Raw genomic sequence first — 17,958 nt, forward strand, 5'->3', positions numbered from 1 at the left:
CCATTTCGTGAAAGACTTATTGAAGTTTCTGAAAGCGCAAACTAAGACCGAAGAGTTTGATGCGATCAAAATTGCTCTGGCCTCACCAGATATGATCCGTTCGTGGTCATTCGGTGAAGTGAAAAAGCCGGAAACTATTAACTACCGTACGTTCAAACCTGAGCGTGACGGCCTTTTCTGTGCCCGTATTTTTGGACCGGTAAAAGACTATGAGTGCTTGTGTGGTAAATACAAGCGCTTAAAACACCGTGGTGTGATTTGTGAGAAGTGTGGCGTAGAAGTTACCCAGACTAAAGTTCGTCGCGAGCGTATGGGTCACATCGAACTGGCTTCTCCAACGGCACACATCTGGTTCCTGAAATCATTGCCATCCCGCATCGGTTTGTTGCTGGATATGCCACTGCGTGATATTGAGCGCGTACTGTACTTCGAATCCTATGTGGTTGTAGAAGGCGGTATGACCAGCCTGGAACGCAGTCAAATCCTGACAGAAGAACAATACCTGGATGCACTGGAAGAGTTCGGTGATGAATTCGATGCGAAGATGGGCGCGGAAGCTATCCAGTCTTTGCTGAAAAATCTCGATCTGGAAAATGAGTGTGAAACTCTGCGTGAAGAGTTAAATGAAACTAACTCTGAAACTAAACGTAAGAAGTTGACCAAGCGTATAAAGCTGTTGGAAGCATTTATTCAGTCCGGTAACAAACCAGAATGGATGGTTCTGACCGTTCTGCCAGTTCTGCCGCCTGATTTGCGTCCACTGGTTCCATTGGATGGTGGCCGTTTTGCAACATCGGATCTGAACGATCTGTATCGTCGTGTTATTAACCGTAACAACCGTTTGAAACGCCTGCTGGATCTGGCTGCACCGGATATCATCGTTCGCAACGAAAAACGTATGTTGCAGGAAGCGGTTGATGCCCTGTTAGATAACGGTCGTCGCGGTCGAGCAATTACCGGTTCTAACAAACGTCCTCTGAAATCCTTGGCTGACATGATCAAGGGTAAACAAGGTCGTTTCCGTCAGAACCTGCTGGGTAAACGTGTTGACTACTCAGGCCGTTCTGTCATCACCGTGGGCCCTTACCTGCGTCTGCATCAGTGTGGTCTGCCTAAGAAGATGGCGCTGGAACTGTTCAAGCCATTCATCTATGGCAAGCTGGAACTGCGTGGTTTAGCGACTACGATTAAAGCAGCCAAAAAGATGGTTGAGCGTGAAGAGGCGGTGGTATGGGATATCCTGGATGAAGTGATTCGTGAACACCCGGTTCTGCTGAACCGTGCACCAACACTTCACCGTTTGGGTATTCAGGCATTCGAACCGGTTCTGATCGAAGGTAAAGCGATTCAGTTGCACCCACTGGTGTGTGCGGCATATAACGCCGACTTCGACGGTGACCAGATGGCTGTTCACGTACCGCTGACACTGGAAGCTCAGTTAGAAGCGCGTGCATTGATGATGTCTACTAACAACATCCTGTCTCCTGCGAGTGGTGAGCCAATCATCGTGCCATCTCAGGACGTTGTTCTGGGTCTGTATTACATGACCCGTGACTGTGTTAACGCTAAAGGCGAAGGCATGGTGCTGACCGGGCCTAAAGAAGCAGAACGCGTATACCGCGCAGGTCTGGCTTCTCTGCATGCCCGTGTTAAAGTGCGTATCTCAGAAGAAGTGAGAGATGGCGAGGGTAATGTCACCACCAGCACGGGTCTGGTTGATACTACCATTGGTCGTGCAATCCTGTGGATGATCGTCCCAAGAGGTCTGCCTTACTCTCTGGTTAACCAACCACTGGGTAAAAAAGCGATCTCCAGAATGCTCAACACTTGTTACCGTGTGATGGGCCTGAAGCCAACCGTTATCTTCGCTGACCAGATCATGTACACCGGTTTTGCCTACGCTGCACGTTCAGGTGCATCTGTTGGTATTGATGACATGGTTATCCCAGAGAAAAAAGCGGGGATCATTACGGAAGCAGAAGCAGAAGTTGCTGAAATTCAGGAACAGTTCCAGTCTGGTTTGGTAACAGCTGGCGAACGTTATAACAAGGTTATCGATATCTGGGCCGCCGCAAACGAGCGTGTTGCTAAGGCAATGATGGAAAACCTGTCCACTGAGACAGTCATTAACCGTAACGGTGAAGAGGAGCAACAAGTCTCCTTCAACAGCATCTTTATGATGGCTGACTCCGGTGCGCGTGGTTCTGCCGCTCAGATCCGTCAGTTGGCGGGAATGCGTGGCCTGATGGCTAAACCAGATGGTTCCATTATCGAAACGCCAATCACCGCGAACTTCCGTGAAGGCTTGAACGTACTCCAGTACTTCATCTCAACCCACGGTGCTCGTAAAGGTTTGGCGGATACCGCACTGAAAACGGCGAACTCTGGTTATCTGACCCGTCGTCTGGTTGACGTTGCACAGGATCTGGTTGTTACAGAAGACGACTGTGGTACGCACGAAGGTATTCTGATGACGCCGGTTATTGAAGGTGGTGATGTTAAAGAGCCACTGCGTGAGCGTGTACTGGGTCGTGTAACGGCAGAAGATGTTCTGAAGCCGGGTACTGCTGACATTCTGGTTCCACGTAACACCCTGCTGAACGAAAAATGGTGTGATCTGTTAGAAGAGAGTTCAGTTGACAGCATTAAAGTCCGTTCCGTTGTAAGTTGTGAAACTGACTTTGGTGTTTGTGCGAACTGTTATGGCCGTGATCTTGCCCGCGGACACATCATCAATAAAGGTGAAGCTGTTGGTGTTATTGCGGCGCAGTCCATCGGTGAGCCGGGCACACAGCTGACGATGCGTACATTCCACATCGGTGGTGCGGCATCTCGTGCGGCAGCGGAATCCAGCATTCAGGTTCGTAACAAAGGTAGCCTGAAACTGTTTAACGCGAAATCTGTTACCAACTCCGTAGGTAAGCTGGTGATTACTTCCCGTAACACCGAACTGTGCCTGATCGACGAATTTGGCCGTACTAAAGAAAGTTATAAAGTGCCTTACGGTGCGGTACTGGGTAAAGGTGATGGCGAAGCAGTTAACGGCGGCGAAACCGTTGCTAACTGGGATCCACATACCATGCCAGTTGTCAGTGAAGTATCCGGTATCATCCGTTTTGCTGACATGGTAGATGGTCAGACCATTACCCGTCAGACGGATGAGCTGACGGGCCTGTCTTCACTGGTTGTTCTGGATAGTGCAGAGCGTACCGGTAGTGGTAAAGACTTGCGTCCGGCACTGAAAATCGTTGATGCCAAGGGTGACGATGTATTGATCCCAGGTACTGATATGCCTGCTCAATATTTCCTGCCAGGCAAAGCAATTGTTCAGTTAGACGATGGGGTCAGCATCTCTGCGGGTGATACGTTAGCGCGTATTCCTCAGGAATCCGGCGGTACGAAAGATATTACCGGTGGTCTGCCACGCGTAGCCGACCTGTTCGAAGCACGTCGTCCGAAAGAGCCTGCAATTCTGGCCGAAGTCAGTGGTATTGTCTCCTTTGGTAAAGAAACCAAAGGTAAACGCCGTCTGGTTATCTCCCCATTAGATGGTGGTGATGCTTACGAAGAGATGATCCCTAAATGGCGTCAGCTCAACGTATTCGAAGGTGAGGTTGTTGAGCGCGGTGATGTGATCTCCGATGGTCCAGAGTCTCCACATGACATCTTGCGTTTGCGTGGTGTTCATGCGGTTACCCGTTACATCACCAACGAAGTTCAGGAAGTTTACCGTCTGCAAGGGGTTAAGATTAACGATAAACACATTGAGGTTATCGTTCGTCAGATGTTGCGTAAAGCAACCATCGAAAGTGCCGGTAGTTCCGAATTCCTGGAAGGCGAACAGGTTGAATATGCCCGCGTTAAGGTGGCAAACCGTAAGCTGGAACAGGAGGGTAAAGTCCCTGCAATTTATGGACGTGATCTGTTGGGTATCACCAAAGCATCTTTGGCGACTGAATCCTTCATCTCTGCGGCTTCGTTCCAGGAAACGACCCGCGTGCTGACAGAAGCGGCGGTTGCGGGTAAACGTGATGAACTGCGTGGCTTGAAAGAGAACGTCATCGTAGGTCGTCTGATCCCAGCGGGTACGGGTTATGCTTACCATCAGGATCGTATGCGTCGTCGTCAGTTGAATGAGCCTTCTGAAGCACCACAAGTGAGTGTAGATGAAGCAACTGCGAACCTGGCAGAACTGTTGAATGCCGGTTTTGGTGGCGATAAGAAGTAATTCTTAGAACACGCTAGCTAATTAGATGCCCTCCTCAAAGGAGGGCATTTCAACTTTTTGATAACGTGCCAATTTTTTACTTGGCGCTCTGTTTTAATCGAATTCCATTCACCAAATGGAACTTGCCGCCACGTTAAGAATCCTCCCCTCGAATTTTTCTTTCCGAAAAGAGTTCACTTGCAGACTTTGTTCCTTACAATCATCTGGTGTGTACAGTCAATGCTGGCACCCAGCTATACAATGTAGGAACAGATACGCTGAGATTTCTTACTATATCCTTCCTATATTGCACTGTTAATTAAGTGTTTTTTAAATGAAATCGTACTTGTTCTACAGAGACTAGTGATAAGTTAAATTTAGGGTGAGGGATTGCAATTATAGCTAGTAGGCTATATGTTGGTTTTGTAGTTTACAAACTATGATAAATGAATATGTGGAAAGTTATCACAACAGAAGTGTTTGATGCTTGGTATAACGAACAGAGTGAAGAGTTACAGGATGATATTCTGGCTATGCTGAAAATTTTGAGAGAGTACGGCCCGCAATTAGGCAGACCTTATGTTGATACGCTGTATGACTCTAAATTTCCCAATATGAAAGAGTTACGTATCCAGCATGCCGGAAATCCTGTATGGGCATTCTTCGCTTTTGATCCATGTCGGAATGTCATTGTCCTTTGCGCTGGCAATAAAACCGGACTGAATGAAAAACGGTTCTATAAGGACATGATCAAACTTGCTGATGCTGAGTTTAAGAAGCATCTTAAGAACTAACTAAACTAAATAACTTTCCAAAATAGTGCTCCACTTCGTACAACGCTTTGTGTAGCAAGGGTTGTGCGCTATGCATAGCAGAGCGATAAGTTAGTGCTGCCTATCAAGCATCAGACTTGCACTACTCGGACATTAATCAAATAGACCAACTGTATCGGTATTATGAAAAGCTATTTAGAGAACTGAAATATGGCTACACTTGATGAATTGCTTGAAAAACGCAGCCCTGAAAGCCGCCGTAGGATTGCTAAAAAAGTTGATGAAATGAAACGGGAGATAGGGCTTTATCAGATCCGCGAGGCTCTCGATGTTTCACAAACTGAGCTGGCAACTGCACTTGGAGTCAAGCAACCGACTATTGCTAAAATAGAACAGCCTGGTAATAACCCTAAACTTTCAACATTGAAACGCTACGTTGCAGCGTTAGGTGGAGAGTTGAGCCTTGATGTTCAACTTCCTGATGGTAAACGTATCGTAGTCCATATTTGACCCTTAAATATTATGGCGTTGTTTCAGTAAAAGAGGCAGAGCTCGTCGTTCTGCCTGCTGAGGTTCATGTCAGACTTGTTAAGTATGAACGCGATAGCCAATGAAGTGGGAATCTTCGTGTTCAATCGGGTGGGGAATAGTCTTTGGTACCGGCAAAATCACCTTGGCTATGTAAGGGATATTATTCGGTATGCAGAAATAGCTCATCGTATTTAATTCAGGGGGCTAGTCAATATAATTATTTCATTTAAAGTCCCATCACATAGAATTTATGAAAGATTATTCTCTTTAAAGTCCCTATTTTTATCCGTATTCTTACATGATTGATGAAGACTTAAATTTAATTTTTCAGGATAAATAATCTCGGTTTTTTCTGCTGTGGATCTTTAAATTATGATACAGGTCATAAAATACAATATTTCATGATTCATATATTCACAAATGAATATAAACTGAAAATGAGCAGCAATTGTCACCAATATAAAATAATGGAGAATGGAGTAAAACTGAACTATGAAGATATAACGGAAGGGAATTATATCCTAATAAATAATTTTTATAAGCGTGATATAGGGAGCTTGGATTATTTTATTTGGAAAAATCTGAAAGAAAGGAAATATAATCTTTCTAGTGAGATAAGCGCATTTTTTTATAAAAGAAACGATATATGCTTGTCAATTCTTATAACAAGGAAGTGTGCATTCACTCTTAAACACAGACGAGTATCCATTAATATGCTTAGCGATTTTGGGACAGATGAAAGTGTGAAATCACGCACTTTGATAATAGAAAGCGCTAAACAAACACATAGTAATGATGTAAGAATAATGATTGTAGATTTCTGGTGGCCGGACGTTTTTTTAATAATAAATATCATGCCGTTGATGATTTGATGAATATTAGAAAGGAACATCGATTTTTATTTGAATCTATTCCAGAAGAGCCATTTCGTTTAGATATATCATCAACAGAAATAAGGTTAATGAACAAAGAATAGGAGATGGGACATGAGTAAAGAAGATAATAAAAAATTGCTGGGTAGAAAAATTAATTTAGATTCAACATATTTAACCAAAGAGATTAAGAGAAGATTAAAGCAAGCTTCATTTATATTTAATCCTAGCCAGAAAACTTTAAATTGTCAGTTAACTAGTTCACAAATTAAATTATTTTCTGAAATATGTATGTTCTTGGAACAGGACGATAACTTAGATATTCTTTCCTCTTGTATACACAGGGCAGGATCTCACATTTTTTATATGGTTATTATGGATAAAAACAATCCTCTACAAGCTCAATAAACACACAGCCAGGATATCAAAACCTATCAATAAAATCGTATTGAATGTGAGAAATTATCAATATCTGCTAACTATTTTTAGCACTTTCACAGTTACATGGTCATTGGGAATTACATATGATAGGTTCTGGTGAGGATTATTTAAAAGGATTATCTTCACAACTTAATATAAATAACAATATTATTTGGCACGGTTGGAAAGAGCAGCCGTGGGAATTTGTGATGGATAACATAAAAGAAGTATCCGTTCTTATTTTAACATCAAAATATGAAGGTTTTGGCATGGTATTAGCGGAAGCAATATCTTATGGTATCTATTGTATAAGTTCAGATTGTCAATGTGGCCCGAACGATATTATCAATGATTTAAACGGTGAGCTTTATAACCTTCATTCCGCACCTAATTCAGGAATAAACCGCTTTATATTGTGAGCCTAATAAACTCAAAAGCTCATGGTGGTAAGATTGCATTCCTGTCACCATTTTATGTTCTTGAAATTCAAAGGTGCTGATCCCTTCAAAGGCCAGAAACACCCAACGCGCGGTGGGGGATTGTGTCGGTTTGTTCTTCATATCGGGGAAAAACGGCACACTTTGTTTCAATTCATGGCGAATTTTATGTTCCAGCGCCGCATAAACCATGAGACAACATGTCATCACCATTAACAGCGCTTCTATCCGCTCTGGTTTTTTCAGGAAAATAGCAGACGTCAGGAATTCCGGACTTTTCAGGAAGCGAAAACCCCGTTCCACCTTTTGTTGTGCCTTATAATTAGCCAGTAACGCCGCCATATCAAGCCGTCCTTCATCCCGTTCATTGGTCGCTAAAATAAACCTCCCGACCCGCAATCTGGCCTGCTTCACCTTGTCTAACCGGGTATAAACCTGACCAGCTAATTGATAATGAACCGATTTGGGGTGTTGATGCTTGCCGGGTTTCCCGCGCCCCGCATAGACGGTAATCGCCTGAATTTCCGGCGAGGCGATGCCGATAAACTGGCATTGAGACTCAAAATCATGCAGTGCCTGTAAGGCATCTTCCCGGCAGGCAAAGGATTTTTTGCCCAGTTTGTCGAACTGTTTAGACTCGTTTTCTGTTTCCCTGAGTGTGTTTTTCCGGAAAGTCTGGTTTTCACGTTTTTCTGCCGCCGTACTGTTCACCAGTAACCAACGCTGAGGAACGCCGCCATACGATGACGTCACCCAGCAGCCTGAATAGCCCTCACTGATGGGGCTGAATTGCTCCGCTGTCACGTTCAGGAGAGACTGTTTAGCTTCCTTGATCGTCAGGGGAACACGCGTAATAAATCGTTGTTTTTGCTGATGAAGCGAAGCGATCGCGGCTTCAGTATAAAGGGCAGCATCGGCCACAAAGTAGCGGCTGTTTTGTGCCGCTTTCAGACATTGAATATGGGTTTTGATCGTCTGGGCAAAGGCTTTGGCATCATTCGTATTCCCGCTCATAGCCTGCATATAGACAGGGATGCCTGCCTGATTTTCGCAAATCAGTTCAAGGACAACCTGGTTCAGTTCAGGCCGGTGATCCCGGCTATAACCCGGCACCAGTGCAATGCGTTTTGTGTCATCTCCCAACGCGCTGTCATAGTCACCATCGACATGAAAACTCGTGATATCCAAATGAACGGAATCGGGCTTCAGCCCCAATTTATCAACCACTTGCTCAGCAAGCACCTGATAAACTTCCGACACCCCCGCTTCATATAAGGCATCCAGTGTACGGCCGAGCACATCATCATTAAGGTGTTCAGCTTCAATATCAGCGCCAATTAAACGCGCAATCGGCTTATGTTGAAAAAAGCCGGAAAACATGTGCAATGTCCGGCTGTGAAACCCCAGCCCGTTAAGGATCATCGCCAGAAAAGCGTCGCCGTGAGAGACGGTATGCGATGAATATTTTGGGATAATGGCATCAATCATGCGGGGTAAACCGGCTTCATGACAAAAAGCGGCGATAAGGCCAAGATGATCGAGACGTTTAATGGCAGGTATGGGTGTGGACATATTCGCTTTCCGGCAAATAAAAGTAATAGATCAAAATTAGCGATTACCGTCAACCCCACCGATGTCATCAATACAAAAAACCTGTGTAAGATCACATTATTTTTAAATCAGAAATACGGTGCGGAATGACGGTTATAAATCAGGCAATGTTCTTGCATTGTCTAAAAAATTACAACTCATTATTGATGAATGTAAAATAAGAGATCATCATGCAATAAAAAATTCTATTGCCTTTCTTTACGAAGATAATTTCCTGTTAAGAATCATGAAAGCTTTATCACGCCAAGCCATAAGTATCCGAAAATATCATAAGAGTTAAACCTGATGCCCTCCTTTTCGGAGAGCATTTGTTTTGTAAAATAGTTTATCTCTTGTTTTTGATACTGTTAATAAACGTTTCTCGTGCAGTTGAAGATCCCAGGCGTTCTGCTTCATCAAGCAGATTCAGCGCCTTATCAATATTGCCGTTATTAATTTCTTTTTTAATTGCATCACTGAAATAACGTTCTGTGTCGCTCAGGACAGGTTTGGTTTTCAGTGGCGTGCGCTGTGTTGCGGTAGCTGGTGTTGACCCAACAACGACTGGCTCCGGTGCCGGGCTTGATAATACCTGACCAATAGTGATGTTGCCGGCATTTTGTTCTGATTTCACTTTCAGCTTCAACGTACCGGTTTCTGTATGGCGGGCAACGGGATCTGGAATGGCAGGAACGGCGTTGCCGACGCCTTGAGCATAAGCTTTGGCTGGATCAATCATTTGTGTCGATTTTTGCAAATCGGTACGAGTGGTGTAGACCAGCACATAAATCTGCTGTTGCCCCAATGCTGGCGTCAGCTTTAATGTACCTTCCAGCCGATCTGTGGACATAACCCCCGGACGTTCATACGGAAAATAGTCACTTGGATAAAATGCAGCGGGGTGTAATCCCTGATCAAGCACCAAAACATTCGGTGCGTAAACTTGTTTATCTTGCACTAAACTGCTCAACATAATGTCCAGTGAGCCCCGGTTTGCCGGAATTGCGAACGCAGCTATCGGCCCTTGGATATTTCCTTCATTAAGGTGCTGGGATTTGGCATTGAGAATAATGGTTTGCGTATTGCTGGTGTGAATCGGCTGCCAGTTCAGTTTTTGCAGTGTTGCTGTTGAGAGGGAAGGTGCAACAGCATCCTGTGTCGTGGTTGCCTTAGTTGTTGTAGTGATAGGTGTAGCATAGCTTATCAGAGGAGCCGCGCTACAGAGTAAGGCACTAAGACAAAATGAGAGCAGTGTAATTTTCATTTTTTACCCTTGTCCGGTTAAAAAAAGAGACTGATACCCACGGGCAAAAGGCATATCAGTCCAAGGGGCTAAAAGTAACTAAATAATCTTGCTGATCTGAAACCAGCAGTTTTTAATGGCATTACCACCAGGCTTCGAATTGTGCACCAAAGGTGAATTCATCATCGTTGCCACGGCTGAATTTATGCGTTGCTGTATCACGGTAGGCCATGCCATCGATGTAGCCGTCGTTTTTATTCGCATTACCCCATTTTTCATCCCACTTGGCATAGGTGACGAATAGGCGGATAGCTGGGCGGGACCAGATGCTGTCGCCCGCCTGCCATTGTTGGGCTAGGGTGATTTTGTATTGATCGTTAGTGTCATTGGTACGTTGAGATTTGACATTATCATAGCCAATATCCATCAGGGTACTCATCGTTGGTGTCCATTTATACATTGGACGCACACCAACCGTATACCATGTGTTGCCGTTGTTGTTATCACGGTCAGTATCCTGATACATCGCTACATACATGAGATCCCATTTTTCTGCGAGATTAATGGCACCATGATTCAGGATGCGTAGCATATGGCCGTCATTGTTTATGCTGGCGCCTTCAGAGTGACCACTGTTGGAGGAGGTCATGGAATCTGTCGCGTACTGTACGACAAATTTGTTGAAGCCTCCGGACACACTTTGTGTATGTTCTGCGGTAAACATGAAACCATCTTTGGATGCATTTCGGTCAAGAAGGTAGCCGTCTCGCGCGTTGGCGCGGCCGTAGTCAAAACCAAGTTCCAGACTACCGCCTGGGTTAACTTCTAAGCCAGATAGACGTATGTCGTAGACATCGTTAGACGTGGGAATTTCATGGTTCCGACCGGCAATCCAGCCATGAGAACCGCCAGATTCGGTGTTGCGGGTGACGGCCAGAGAGAGCTTGCTATGGCCCAGATCGATATCTTGCACACCCGCACCCGGACCGGAGATATCCCAGTAGTAAAAGTCGATCATATGCACGTCATGACGCTGGTAGAAACGTTTACCAGCCCACAGCGTAGAACCTGGCAACCAGTCGATGATGTTCTTCGCCTGGACATTCACTTCACGGAAAGCGGGATTGGTAGATTCCCAGTCACTTTGCTGCGCTACGGAATAGGCTACGTTGGTATCGAAGTAGAAACGCTTATCACCGTCTTTCCATAGCTCCTGACCCAGCTTAAGTTCAGCATAGGTTTCACATTCATTACCTAAACGGTATTTGCTCTGCGCACCGGTGCTTTGGAAACACTGTTGCTCGCCACCGCTGCCGGCCCAGCCAATACCGGAACGGGCATAGCCGTGGAATTCTACGGCTGACGCCTGCATGGACAGTAATCCAGCCATAACTGTTAATGATATAGGTAATATACGCATTGATTTCATCAATTATTCTCCTGTCGTTTTTTAATTAGCTCAGGCTCAAACACCGGGTTCTTTATGCAAACGCTGGCATGCTGTTCCGTCTTCCCGGAATAAATGGCAGCGGTGGGGAGGTAATCCGATGGTGAAGGAGGCCCCTTCTTCCACCAGCACAACATCAGGCTGGCGATAAACCAGATTTTGATGAATAGCCGGGATTTCAATGTGAACCTGGGTTTCATTCCCCAGTTGTTCAACAACCTGAACTCTGCCTTCCAGTGTGATATCTGCGATATCACTCGGAAGGAGGTGTTCTGGGCGTATTCCCAGAGATACATTGCTGCCTACTTTTACCCCTCTGCTTTCTACGGGCAACCAGATTTGCTGGCGATTGGGCAGCGTAATTTGCACCTGATCGACGGCGGTGGCCGTGACTTTAACTGGCAGGAAATTCATTTTGGGTGAACCAATAAAGCTGGCAACAAAACGATTAACGGGATAGTGGTAAAGCGCCAGTGGTTTGCCGATCTGGGCGACATCTCCGCCATCCAGTACCACGATTCTGTCGGCCAGCGTCATTGCTTCAACTTGATCGTGGGTGACATAAATCATCGTACGTTGCAGACGTTTGTGCAGGCGTGAAATTTCAATGCGCATTTGGACGCGCAGTGCGGCGTCCAGATTGGAAAGTGGTTCATCCAATAGAAAAACATTCGGTTCGGCTACCAGAGTACGGCCAATGGCGACACGCTGGCGTTGCCCACCTGATAGTGCTTTAGGGCGACGATCAAGCAGATGAGCGAGTTGAAGCATCTCCGCAACTTGCTTCACGCGCTGCTGAATGTCACTTTTTTTGGCACCGGCCAGCTTCATACCAAATGACATATTGTCTGCAACAGACAGGTGGGGGTACAGTGCATAGGACTGAAAAACCATCCCAACGCCACGCTTGGCTGGTGGTACATCGTTTATACGTATATTGTTGATCAGCAAATCACCAGAAGTAATATCTTCCAGACCTGCAATCATCCTAAGTAGTGTCGATTTTCCACATCCTGATGGACCGACAAAAACCACGAATTCTCCTTCCTGTATCTCAAGGCTGATGTTCTTAGAAATAATAGTTTCACCATAAGCTTTAGATACATTACGTAGTGTGACGCTCGACATGTGTTCCCCCGGACTATCACCGCAATCCACGGTGAAAAATGATAAGCCAGAGTGTGTTTAAGATAGCGGGTGAGTAAATCCTCCATGCCCAAGTTTTTTATGGGGGAGGAGTCAGGAGGATGAGATAAGAGTTGTTGAGGTGATTAGGTATGATCTACTGGATAAAGTGTGATCTTTACTGCAAAAAAAGGTGTCTCTTTTTGTGGGTAACAACACGGTTTCTCTGTTTTTGTAATGCAGATCACACCCATCTCAGTTGGGGCGTAGAGTAAGGGAGGATGAGTATTTTTACTGTCGGTTGCACACTAGCTTCGTACGCTCCGCCAATGTAACAACATAGTTCACCCTGAACCTATTCAAACTATAAGTAAAGGACGGAATGATGACAAAAACAAACCTGAAAATAGGCGCCCGTACCCTAGCGCTTTCTGTTTTAGCCACTCTTGTGCTTTCTGCCTCTGCTTTCGCAAAAATTGAGGAAGGTAAGCTGGTTATCTGGATCAACGGCGACAAAGGCTACAATGGCCTGGCACAAGTTGGTGAGAAGTTTGAAAAAGATACGGGTGTCAATGTTACGGTTGAGCATCCAAACAAGTTTGAAGAGAAGTATTCACAAGTTGCAGCAAACGGTGATGGGCCGGATATTATTTTCTGGGCACATGACCGCTTTGGCGGCTACGCCCAGTCTGGTTTGGTGGCGGAAATCACGCCGGATCAGAACTTCAAGGACAAGTTATTTCCATTCACTTGGGATGCTGTGCGCTACGACGGTAAACTGGTTGGTTATCCTATCGCTGTTGAAGCTCTCTCTCTTATCTACAATAAAGACTTGGTGAAGACCCCACCAAAAACTTGGGAAGAGATACCAGCTCTGGATAAGGAACTGAAGAGCAAAGGCAAAAGCGCCATTATGTTTAATCTGCAAGAGCCCTATTTCTCCTGGCCGCTCATTGCTGCGGACGGAGGGTATGCTTTCAAGATGGAAAATGGCGCATACGATGTGAAAAACGCCGGAGTGAATAATGCCGGTTCCAAGGCGGGGCTGAATTTCATTATAGATTTAGTGAAAAATAAGCATTTGAACGCAGATGCTGACTATTCCATTGCCGAAGCCGCGTTCAACAAAGGTGAAACGGCGATGACCATTAACGGTCCGTGGACGTGGTCCAACATCGATAAAAATAACATAAATTACGGCGTGGCGTTGTTGCCGACCTTTAAAGGTCATCCGTCTAAGCCGTTTGTTGGTGTATTGACAGCAGGTATTAATGCCGCCAGCCCGAATAAAGAGTTAGCGAAGGAGTTCTTGGAAAACTATTTGCTGACCAACGACGGCTTGGAGATGGTGAATAAGGATAAACCGTTGGGAGCTGTGGCGCTGAAATCCTATCAGGATATTCTGGCCAAGGACCCACGTATTGCTGCCACGATGGAAAATGCTCAAAAAGGCGAAATCATGCCGAATGTCTCACAAATGAGCAGTTTTTGGTATGCCATGCGCAGCGCTGTGGTTAATGCGTTGACCGGCCGTCAGACCGTTGATGCTGCATTAAGTGATGCAGAAGCCCGTATAACCAAATAACCTGTGGGAACTCTTCTCCCGAGAAGGGTGTCTCTTTCCTGCAACCAGTAAGGATGCCTGTTTGCAGGAAGATTGATTACGCTATCCGCAAAGCTGTTACGTCGTAGTAAAAAGGAAGAGCATTATGTCAGCGACGCTCGAAAAAACATCATGGTGGCAGTATTCTGCTCTGAAATGGTTTGCAGTGAGCCTGTGTATACTCTTTACCGGTTATCTGGTGGTATTGATGTACTCACAGGGCGAGTATCTATTCGCGATACTGACACTGGTATTGTTAGGAATGGGGACTTACGTTTTTGCCAACCGCAATACTTATGCCTGGCGTTATGTCTATCCGGGTATAGCCGGGATGGGATTGTTTGTACTGTTTCCGCTTATTTGCACCATCGCCATCGCTTTTACCAACTATAGCGGTACCAATCAACTGACTTTTGAACGTGCACAATCGGTCCTGATGAGCCGCCAGTATCAATCAGGGCAAGCATTCACTTTTAAGCTCTACCCAAAATCGGACTTGTGGGTTTTGGCACTGAGTGCACCGGGCCAAACTAAGCAACTGGTATCAGAGCCATTTTCTCTGTCAGTAACAAAAGAGACTACGTTACATTTGCACGAGCAGGACAGTATTCAGAACGGTGAAGCGGCGACATTGCGCATTATCACCCAGAATCGACAGGCGCTGAACCAGTTAGTTGCTGTTTTACCGGATGGTAACTGGCTGAGAATGAGTTCACTACGTCAATTCGCTGGTGTGAATCCTCAATACTCGCTTGGGGAAGATGGTAAGACCCTTACCGACAATCAAACAGGGACGCTTTATCGCCCCAATACGGATACCGGTTTCTATCAGTCTGTCAATGCTGAAGGAAAATGGGGCAATGAGACTTTGACGCCAGGATTTACTGTTGCCATCGGTTGGAAAAATTTTCTGCGGGTGATACAGGATGAAGGTATTCAGAAACCGTTCCTTGCTATTTTCGTTTGGACGGTTGTCTTTTCTCTGTTCACTGTGGTGCTGACAGTAGCTGTTGGTATGGTTCTGGCTTGCATTGTGCAGTGGGAAGCGCTGAAAGGCCGTGGTATTTATCGCATGTTACTCATTCTGCCTTATGCAGTGCCATCATTTATTTCCATTTTGATTTTTAAAGGATTGTTTAATCAGAGTTTCGGCGAGATTAATCTGTTGCTTAACGGCCTGTTTGGTATTAAACCGGCTTGGTTTGCCGATCCGACGATGGCCCGAACCATGCTGATTATAGTGAATACCTGGCTTGGGTATCCCTACATAATGATTCTCTGCATGGGATTGTTAAAAGCAATACCAGACGATCTGTATGAAGCATCGGCAATGGATGGGGCGGGGTCGTTTCAGAATTTTTTCAAGATTACTTTCCCATTATTGATTAAGCCATTAACGCCGCTGATGATTGCAAGTTTTTCTTTTAATTTCAACAATTTTGTTCTAATTCAGTTGTTAACCAATGGCAGGCCGGATCGCATTGGTACCACGACGCCAGCAGGCTATACCGATTTATTAGTGAACTATACCTACCGTATTGCTTTCGATGGTGGTAGTGGTCAGGATTTTGGTTTGGCGGCGGCAATTGCCACAGTGATCTTTTTGCTGATTGGTGCATTGGCGATTACTAATCTGAAAACTACCCGTATTAAATTTGACTAAGGAAGGAATGCAATGGCAATGGTTCAACCCAAATCACAGAAATGGCGTTTGTTGGCGACACATTTATTGATGTTAACCTTTATTGCCATGATCTTATTCCCTCTACTGATGGTTATTACTATCTCCCTGCGGCCGGGGAACTTTGCTACGGGGAGTTTGATCCCGGAAAGTATCTCCTGGGAACATTGGAAATTGGCACTGGGTTACAGTGTGGTATCACCGGATGGCCGTGTTACACCACCACCTTTCCCGGTTATGCTATGGCTCTGGAACTCTGTTAAGGTGGCCTTTATTACCGCTGTAGGTATCGTTACCTTATCAACGACTTGTGCTTATGCTTTTGCCCGTATGTATTTTCGCGGTAAAAGTACTTTACTGAAAGGCATGCTCATTTTTCAGATGTTCCCGGCGGTACTTTTCTTGGTGGCGCTGTATGCTTTGTTTGATCGATTAGGGGAATATGTACCGTTTATCGGCCTTAATACCCACGGTGGTGTGATTTTTGCTTACTTGGGTGGCATTGCGTTGCATGTCTGGACGATTAAAGGTTATTTCGAAACCATTGATGGTTCCTTGGAAGAGGCTGCTGCGCTTGATGGCGCGACACCGTGGCAAGCTTTCCGTATGGTGCTGCTACCGCTTTCGGTACCGATTCTGGCAGTGGTATTCATTCTTTCCTTCATTGGTGTGATTACGGAAGTGCCTGTTGCCTCACTGCTTTTGCGAGATGTGAACAATTACACTTTGGCGGTGGGCATGCAGCAGTACCTTAATCCACAGAACTATCTTTGGGGTGATTTTGCCGCCGCCGCTGTGCTTTCTGCGCTCCCTATAACCATTGTCTTCCTAGTTGCCCAGCGTTGGTTGGTCAGTGGTTTGACCGCAGGAGGAGTAAAAGGCTGATTATGGTACTGAATAATGTAATGTCAGATCGTGAAATTAAATATTAAACGATAACGTTGATATTGAGATGTATGTAATATGTGGTTTATACCCTATAGATTTCAAGATGCATCGCGGCGGCAAGGGAGCGAATCCCCGAGAGCATAGATAACGATGTGGCCGGGGTGAGTGAGCGCAGCCAACAAAGAGGCAACTTGAAAGATAACGGATATATATGTGTTTTATATATAAACCACATAATGAGATAGTTCGACAGCAACTCAAAAAAGAAAATGTATCATTGTCTGGAGTGTATAGTGAATAACATTTATATAAAAACTCCCTCCGAAGTAGATTTAATGAGGCAATCGGGTAAGCTGCTTGCACAAGTTTTTGAGATGCTTGATCTATTTATTAAACCCGGAGTTACCACGATGGATATTAATGATAAGGCTGAAGACTTTATTATTAATGTCTTAGGGGCCCGTCCTGCGAGTAAGGGGCAATATGGCTATCAATACGTTCTGAATACTTCAATAAATGAAGTTGTTTGTCATGGTATTCCTAATAGAAATTACAAAGTGAGAAGCAGTGATATTGTTAACGTAGATATCACATTAGAAAAAAACGGTTTTATTGCTGATTCAAGTAAAATGTATGTTTTTTCAGAAGCTTCGTTGCTAGCAAAAAAACTGGTAAAAACGACTTATGATGCCATGTGGGAAGGTATTAAAACGGTAAAGCCAGGTGCACATTTAGGTAATGTGGGCTATGCAATCGAGAAACATGCTGAACGGGCAGGTTATAGTGTTGTGCGCGAATATTGTGGTCATGGCATTGGGAGAAAAATGCACGAAGAACCACAGGTTTTGCATTATGGCCGCCGTGATACAGGCTTAATTTTGCAAGAGGGTATGACTTTTACTATTGAGCCCATGATTAACCAAGGGTCGGCGAAGATAAAAATGAAGAAAGATGGTTGGACAGTCGTGACCCGAGATAGAAAACTGTCCGCTCAATGGGAGCATACAATTTTGGTTACAAATAATGGGTATGAAGTTCTCACACTGAGAAATGAGGAGTTAGCTGTTGCTACCCCTCTGTCTGGTACGAACCGTTCTTTGTGAATACCTTTAATTTGTGGGTATTAAAGGGAAGTCACAGA

General features: G+C 45.0%; 13 protein-coding genes. 9 read left to right on the plus strand and 4 right to left on the minus strand.

Going from position 1 to position 17,958, the window contains the following annotated elements:
- The first annotated feature begins 7 nt into the window (after positions 1-7).
- The 5 genes from rpoC to ACUN2T_RS02345 all read left to right on the plus strand — a co-directional run bounded on the left by rpoC (position 8) and on the right by ACUN2T_RS02345 (position 7,222).
- Positions 8-4,228, plus strand: coding sequence for a DNA-directed RNA polymerase subunit beta' (rpoC, locus tag ACUN2T_RS02325; protein ID WP_445496055.1), 4,221 nt, complete (start codon positions 8-10; stop codon positions 4,226-4,228).
- A gap of 431 nt (positions 4,229-4,659) precedes the next feature.
- Entirely contained in the window at positions 4,660-5,001 is a 342-nt protein-coding gene (locus ACUN2T_RS02330; RefSeq protein ID WP_445496056.1) for a type II toxin-antitoxin system RelE/ParE family toxin, read from the plus strand.
- A 189-nt stretch (positions 5,002-5,190) separates the two neighbouring features.
- Positions 5,191-5,490 (plus strand): helix-turn-helix domain-containing protein, encoded by a 300-nt coding sequence (locus ACUN2T_RS02335; RefSeq protein WP_023043883.1) that lies wholly within the window; start codon positions 5,191-5,193, stop codon positions 5,488-5,490.
- Between the two features lie 1,007 nt (positions 5,491-6,497).
- Positions 6,498-6,791, plus strand: a complete 294-nt coding sequence (locus ACUN2T_RS02340; RefSeq protein WP_445496057.1) for a hypothetical protein — start codon at positions 6,498-6,500, stop codon at positions 6,789-6,791.
- Between the two features lie 116 nt (positions 6,792-6,907).
- Positions 6,908-7,222, plus strand: a complete 315-nt coding sequence (locus ACUN2T_RS02345) for a glycosyltransferase (protein WP_445496058.1) — start codon at positions 6,908-6,910, stop codon at positions 7,220-7,222.
- On the opposite strand, the gene ACUN2T_RS02350 is transcribed toward ACUN2T_RS02345, so the two are convergent.
- The 4 genes from ACUN2T_RS02350 to malK all read right to left on the minus strand — a co-directional run bounded on the left by ACUN2T_RS02350 (position 7,196) and on the right by malK (position 12,648).
- A complete protein-coding gene (locus ACUN2T_RS02350; RefSeq protein WP_445496059.1) occupies positions 7,196-8,812 on the minus strand; it encodes an IS1634-like element ISPlu4 family transposase in 1,617 nt (538 codons plus the stop codon). The genes ACUN2T_RS02345 and ACUN2T_RS02350 overlap by 27 nt on opposite strands.
- Positions 8,813-9,176: 364 nt before the next feature.
- Positions 9,177-10,094 carry a maltose operon protein MalM gene (gene malM / locus ACUN2T_RS02355; RefSeq protein WP_445496060.1) on the minus strand — a complete coding sequence of 306 codons (918 nt, stop codon included), beginning with the start codon at positions 10,092-10,094 and terminating at the stop codon, positions 9,177-9,179.
- 121 nt (positions 10,095-10,215) lie between these two features.
- Complete coding sequence (locus ACUN2T_RS02360; RefSeq protein WP_445496061.1) at positions 10,216-11,502, minus strand: maltoporin; 1,287 nt, start codon at positions 11,500-11,502, stop codon at positions 10,216-10,218.
- A 36-nt stretch (positions 11,503-11,538) separates the two neighbouring features.
- The gene (gene malK / locus ACUN2T_RS02365; protein WP_445496062.1) at positions 11,539-12,648 is read right to left on the minus strand and encodes a maltose/maltodextrin ABC transporter ATP-binding protein MalK; all 1,110 of its coding nucleotides are present in this window, start codon (positions 12,646-12,648) and stop codon (positions 11,539-11,541) included.
- A gap of 382 nt (positions 12,649-13,030) precedes the next feature.
- On the opposite strand from malK, the gene malE reads away from it, so the two are divergent.
- The 4 genes from malE (at position 13,031) to map (ending at position 17,920) form a co-directional block, all read left to right on the plus strand.
- The gene (gene malE, locus ACUN2T_RS02370) at positions 13,031-14,230 is read left to right on the plus strand and encodes a maltose/maltodextrin ABC transporter substrate-binding protein MalE (protein WP_445497787.1); all 1,200 of its coding nucleotides are present in this window, start codon (positions 13,031-13,033) and stop codon (positions 14,228-14,230) included.
- A gap of 124 nt (positions 14,231-14,354) precedes the next feature.
- Positions 14,355-15,911, plus strand: a complete 1,557-nt coding sequence (malF, locus tag ACUN2T_RS02375; RefSeq protein WP_445496063.1) for a maltose ABC transporter permease MalF — start codon at positions 14,355-14,357, stop codon at positions 15,909-15,911.
- Positions 15,912-15,923: 12 nt separating this feature from the next.
- A complete protein-coding gene (gene malG / locus ACUN2T_RS02380; RefSeq protein WP_445496064.1) occupies positions 15,924-16,814 on the plus strand; it encodes a maltose ABC transporter permease MalG in 891 nt (296 codons plus the stop codon).
- A gap of 296 nt (positions 16,815-17,110) precedes the next feature.
- Entirely contained in the window at positions 17,111-17,920 is an 810-nt protein-coding gene (gene map, locus ACUN2T_RS02385; protein ID WP_445496065.1) for a type I methionyl aminopeptidase, read from the plus strand.
- The last annotated feature ends 38 nt before the right edge of the window (positions 17,921-17,958 follow it).

It is taken from the genome of Photorhabdus machadonis (assembly GCF_052657765.1).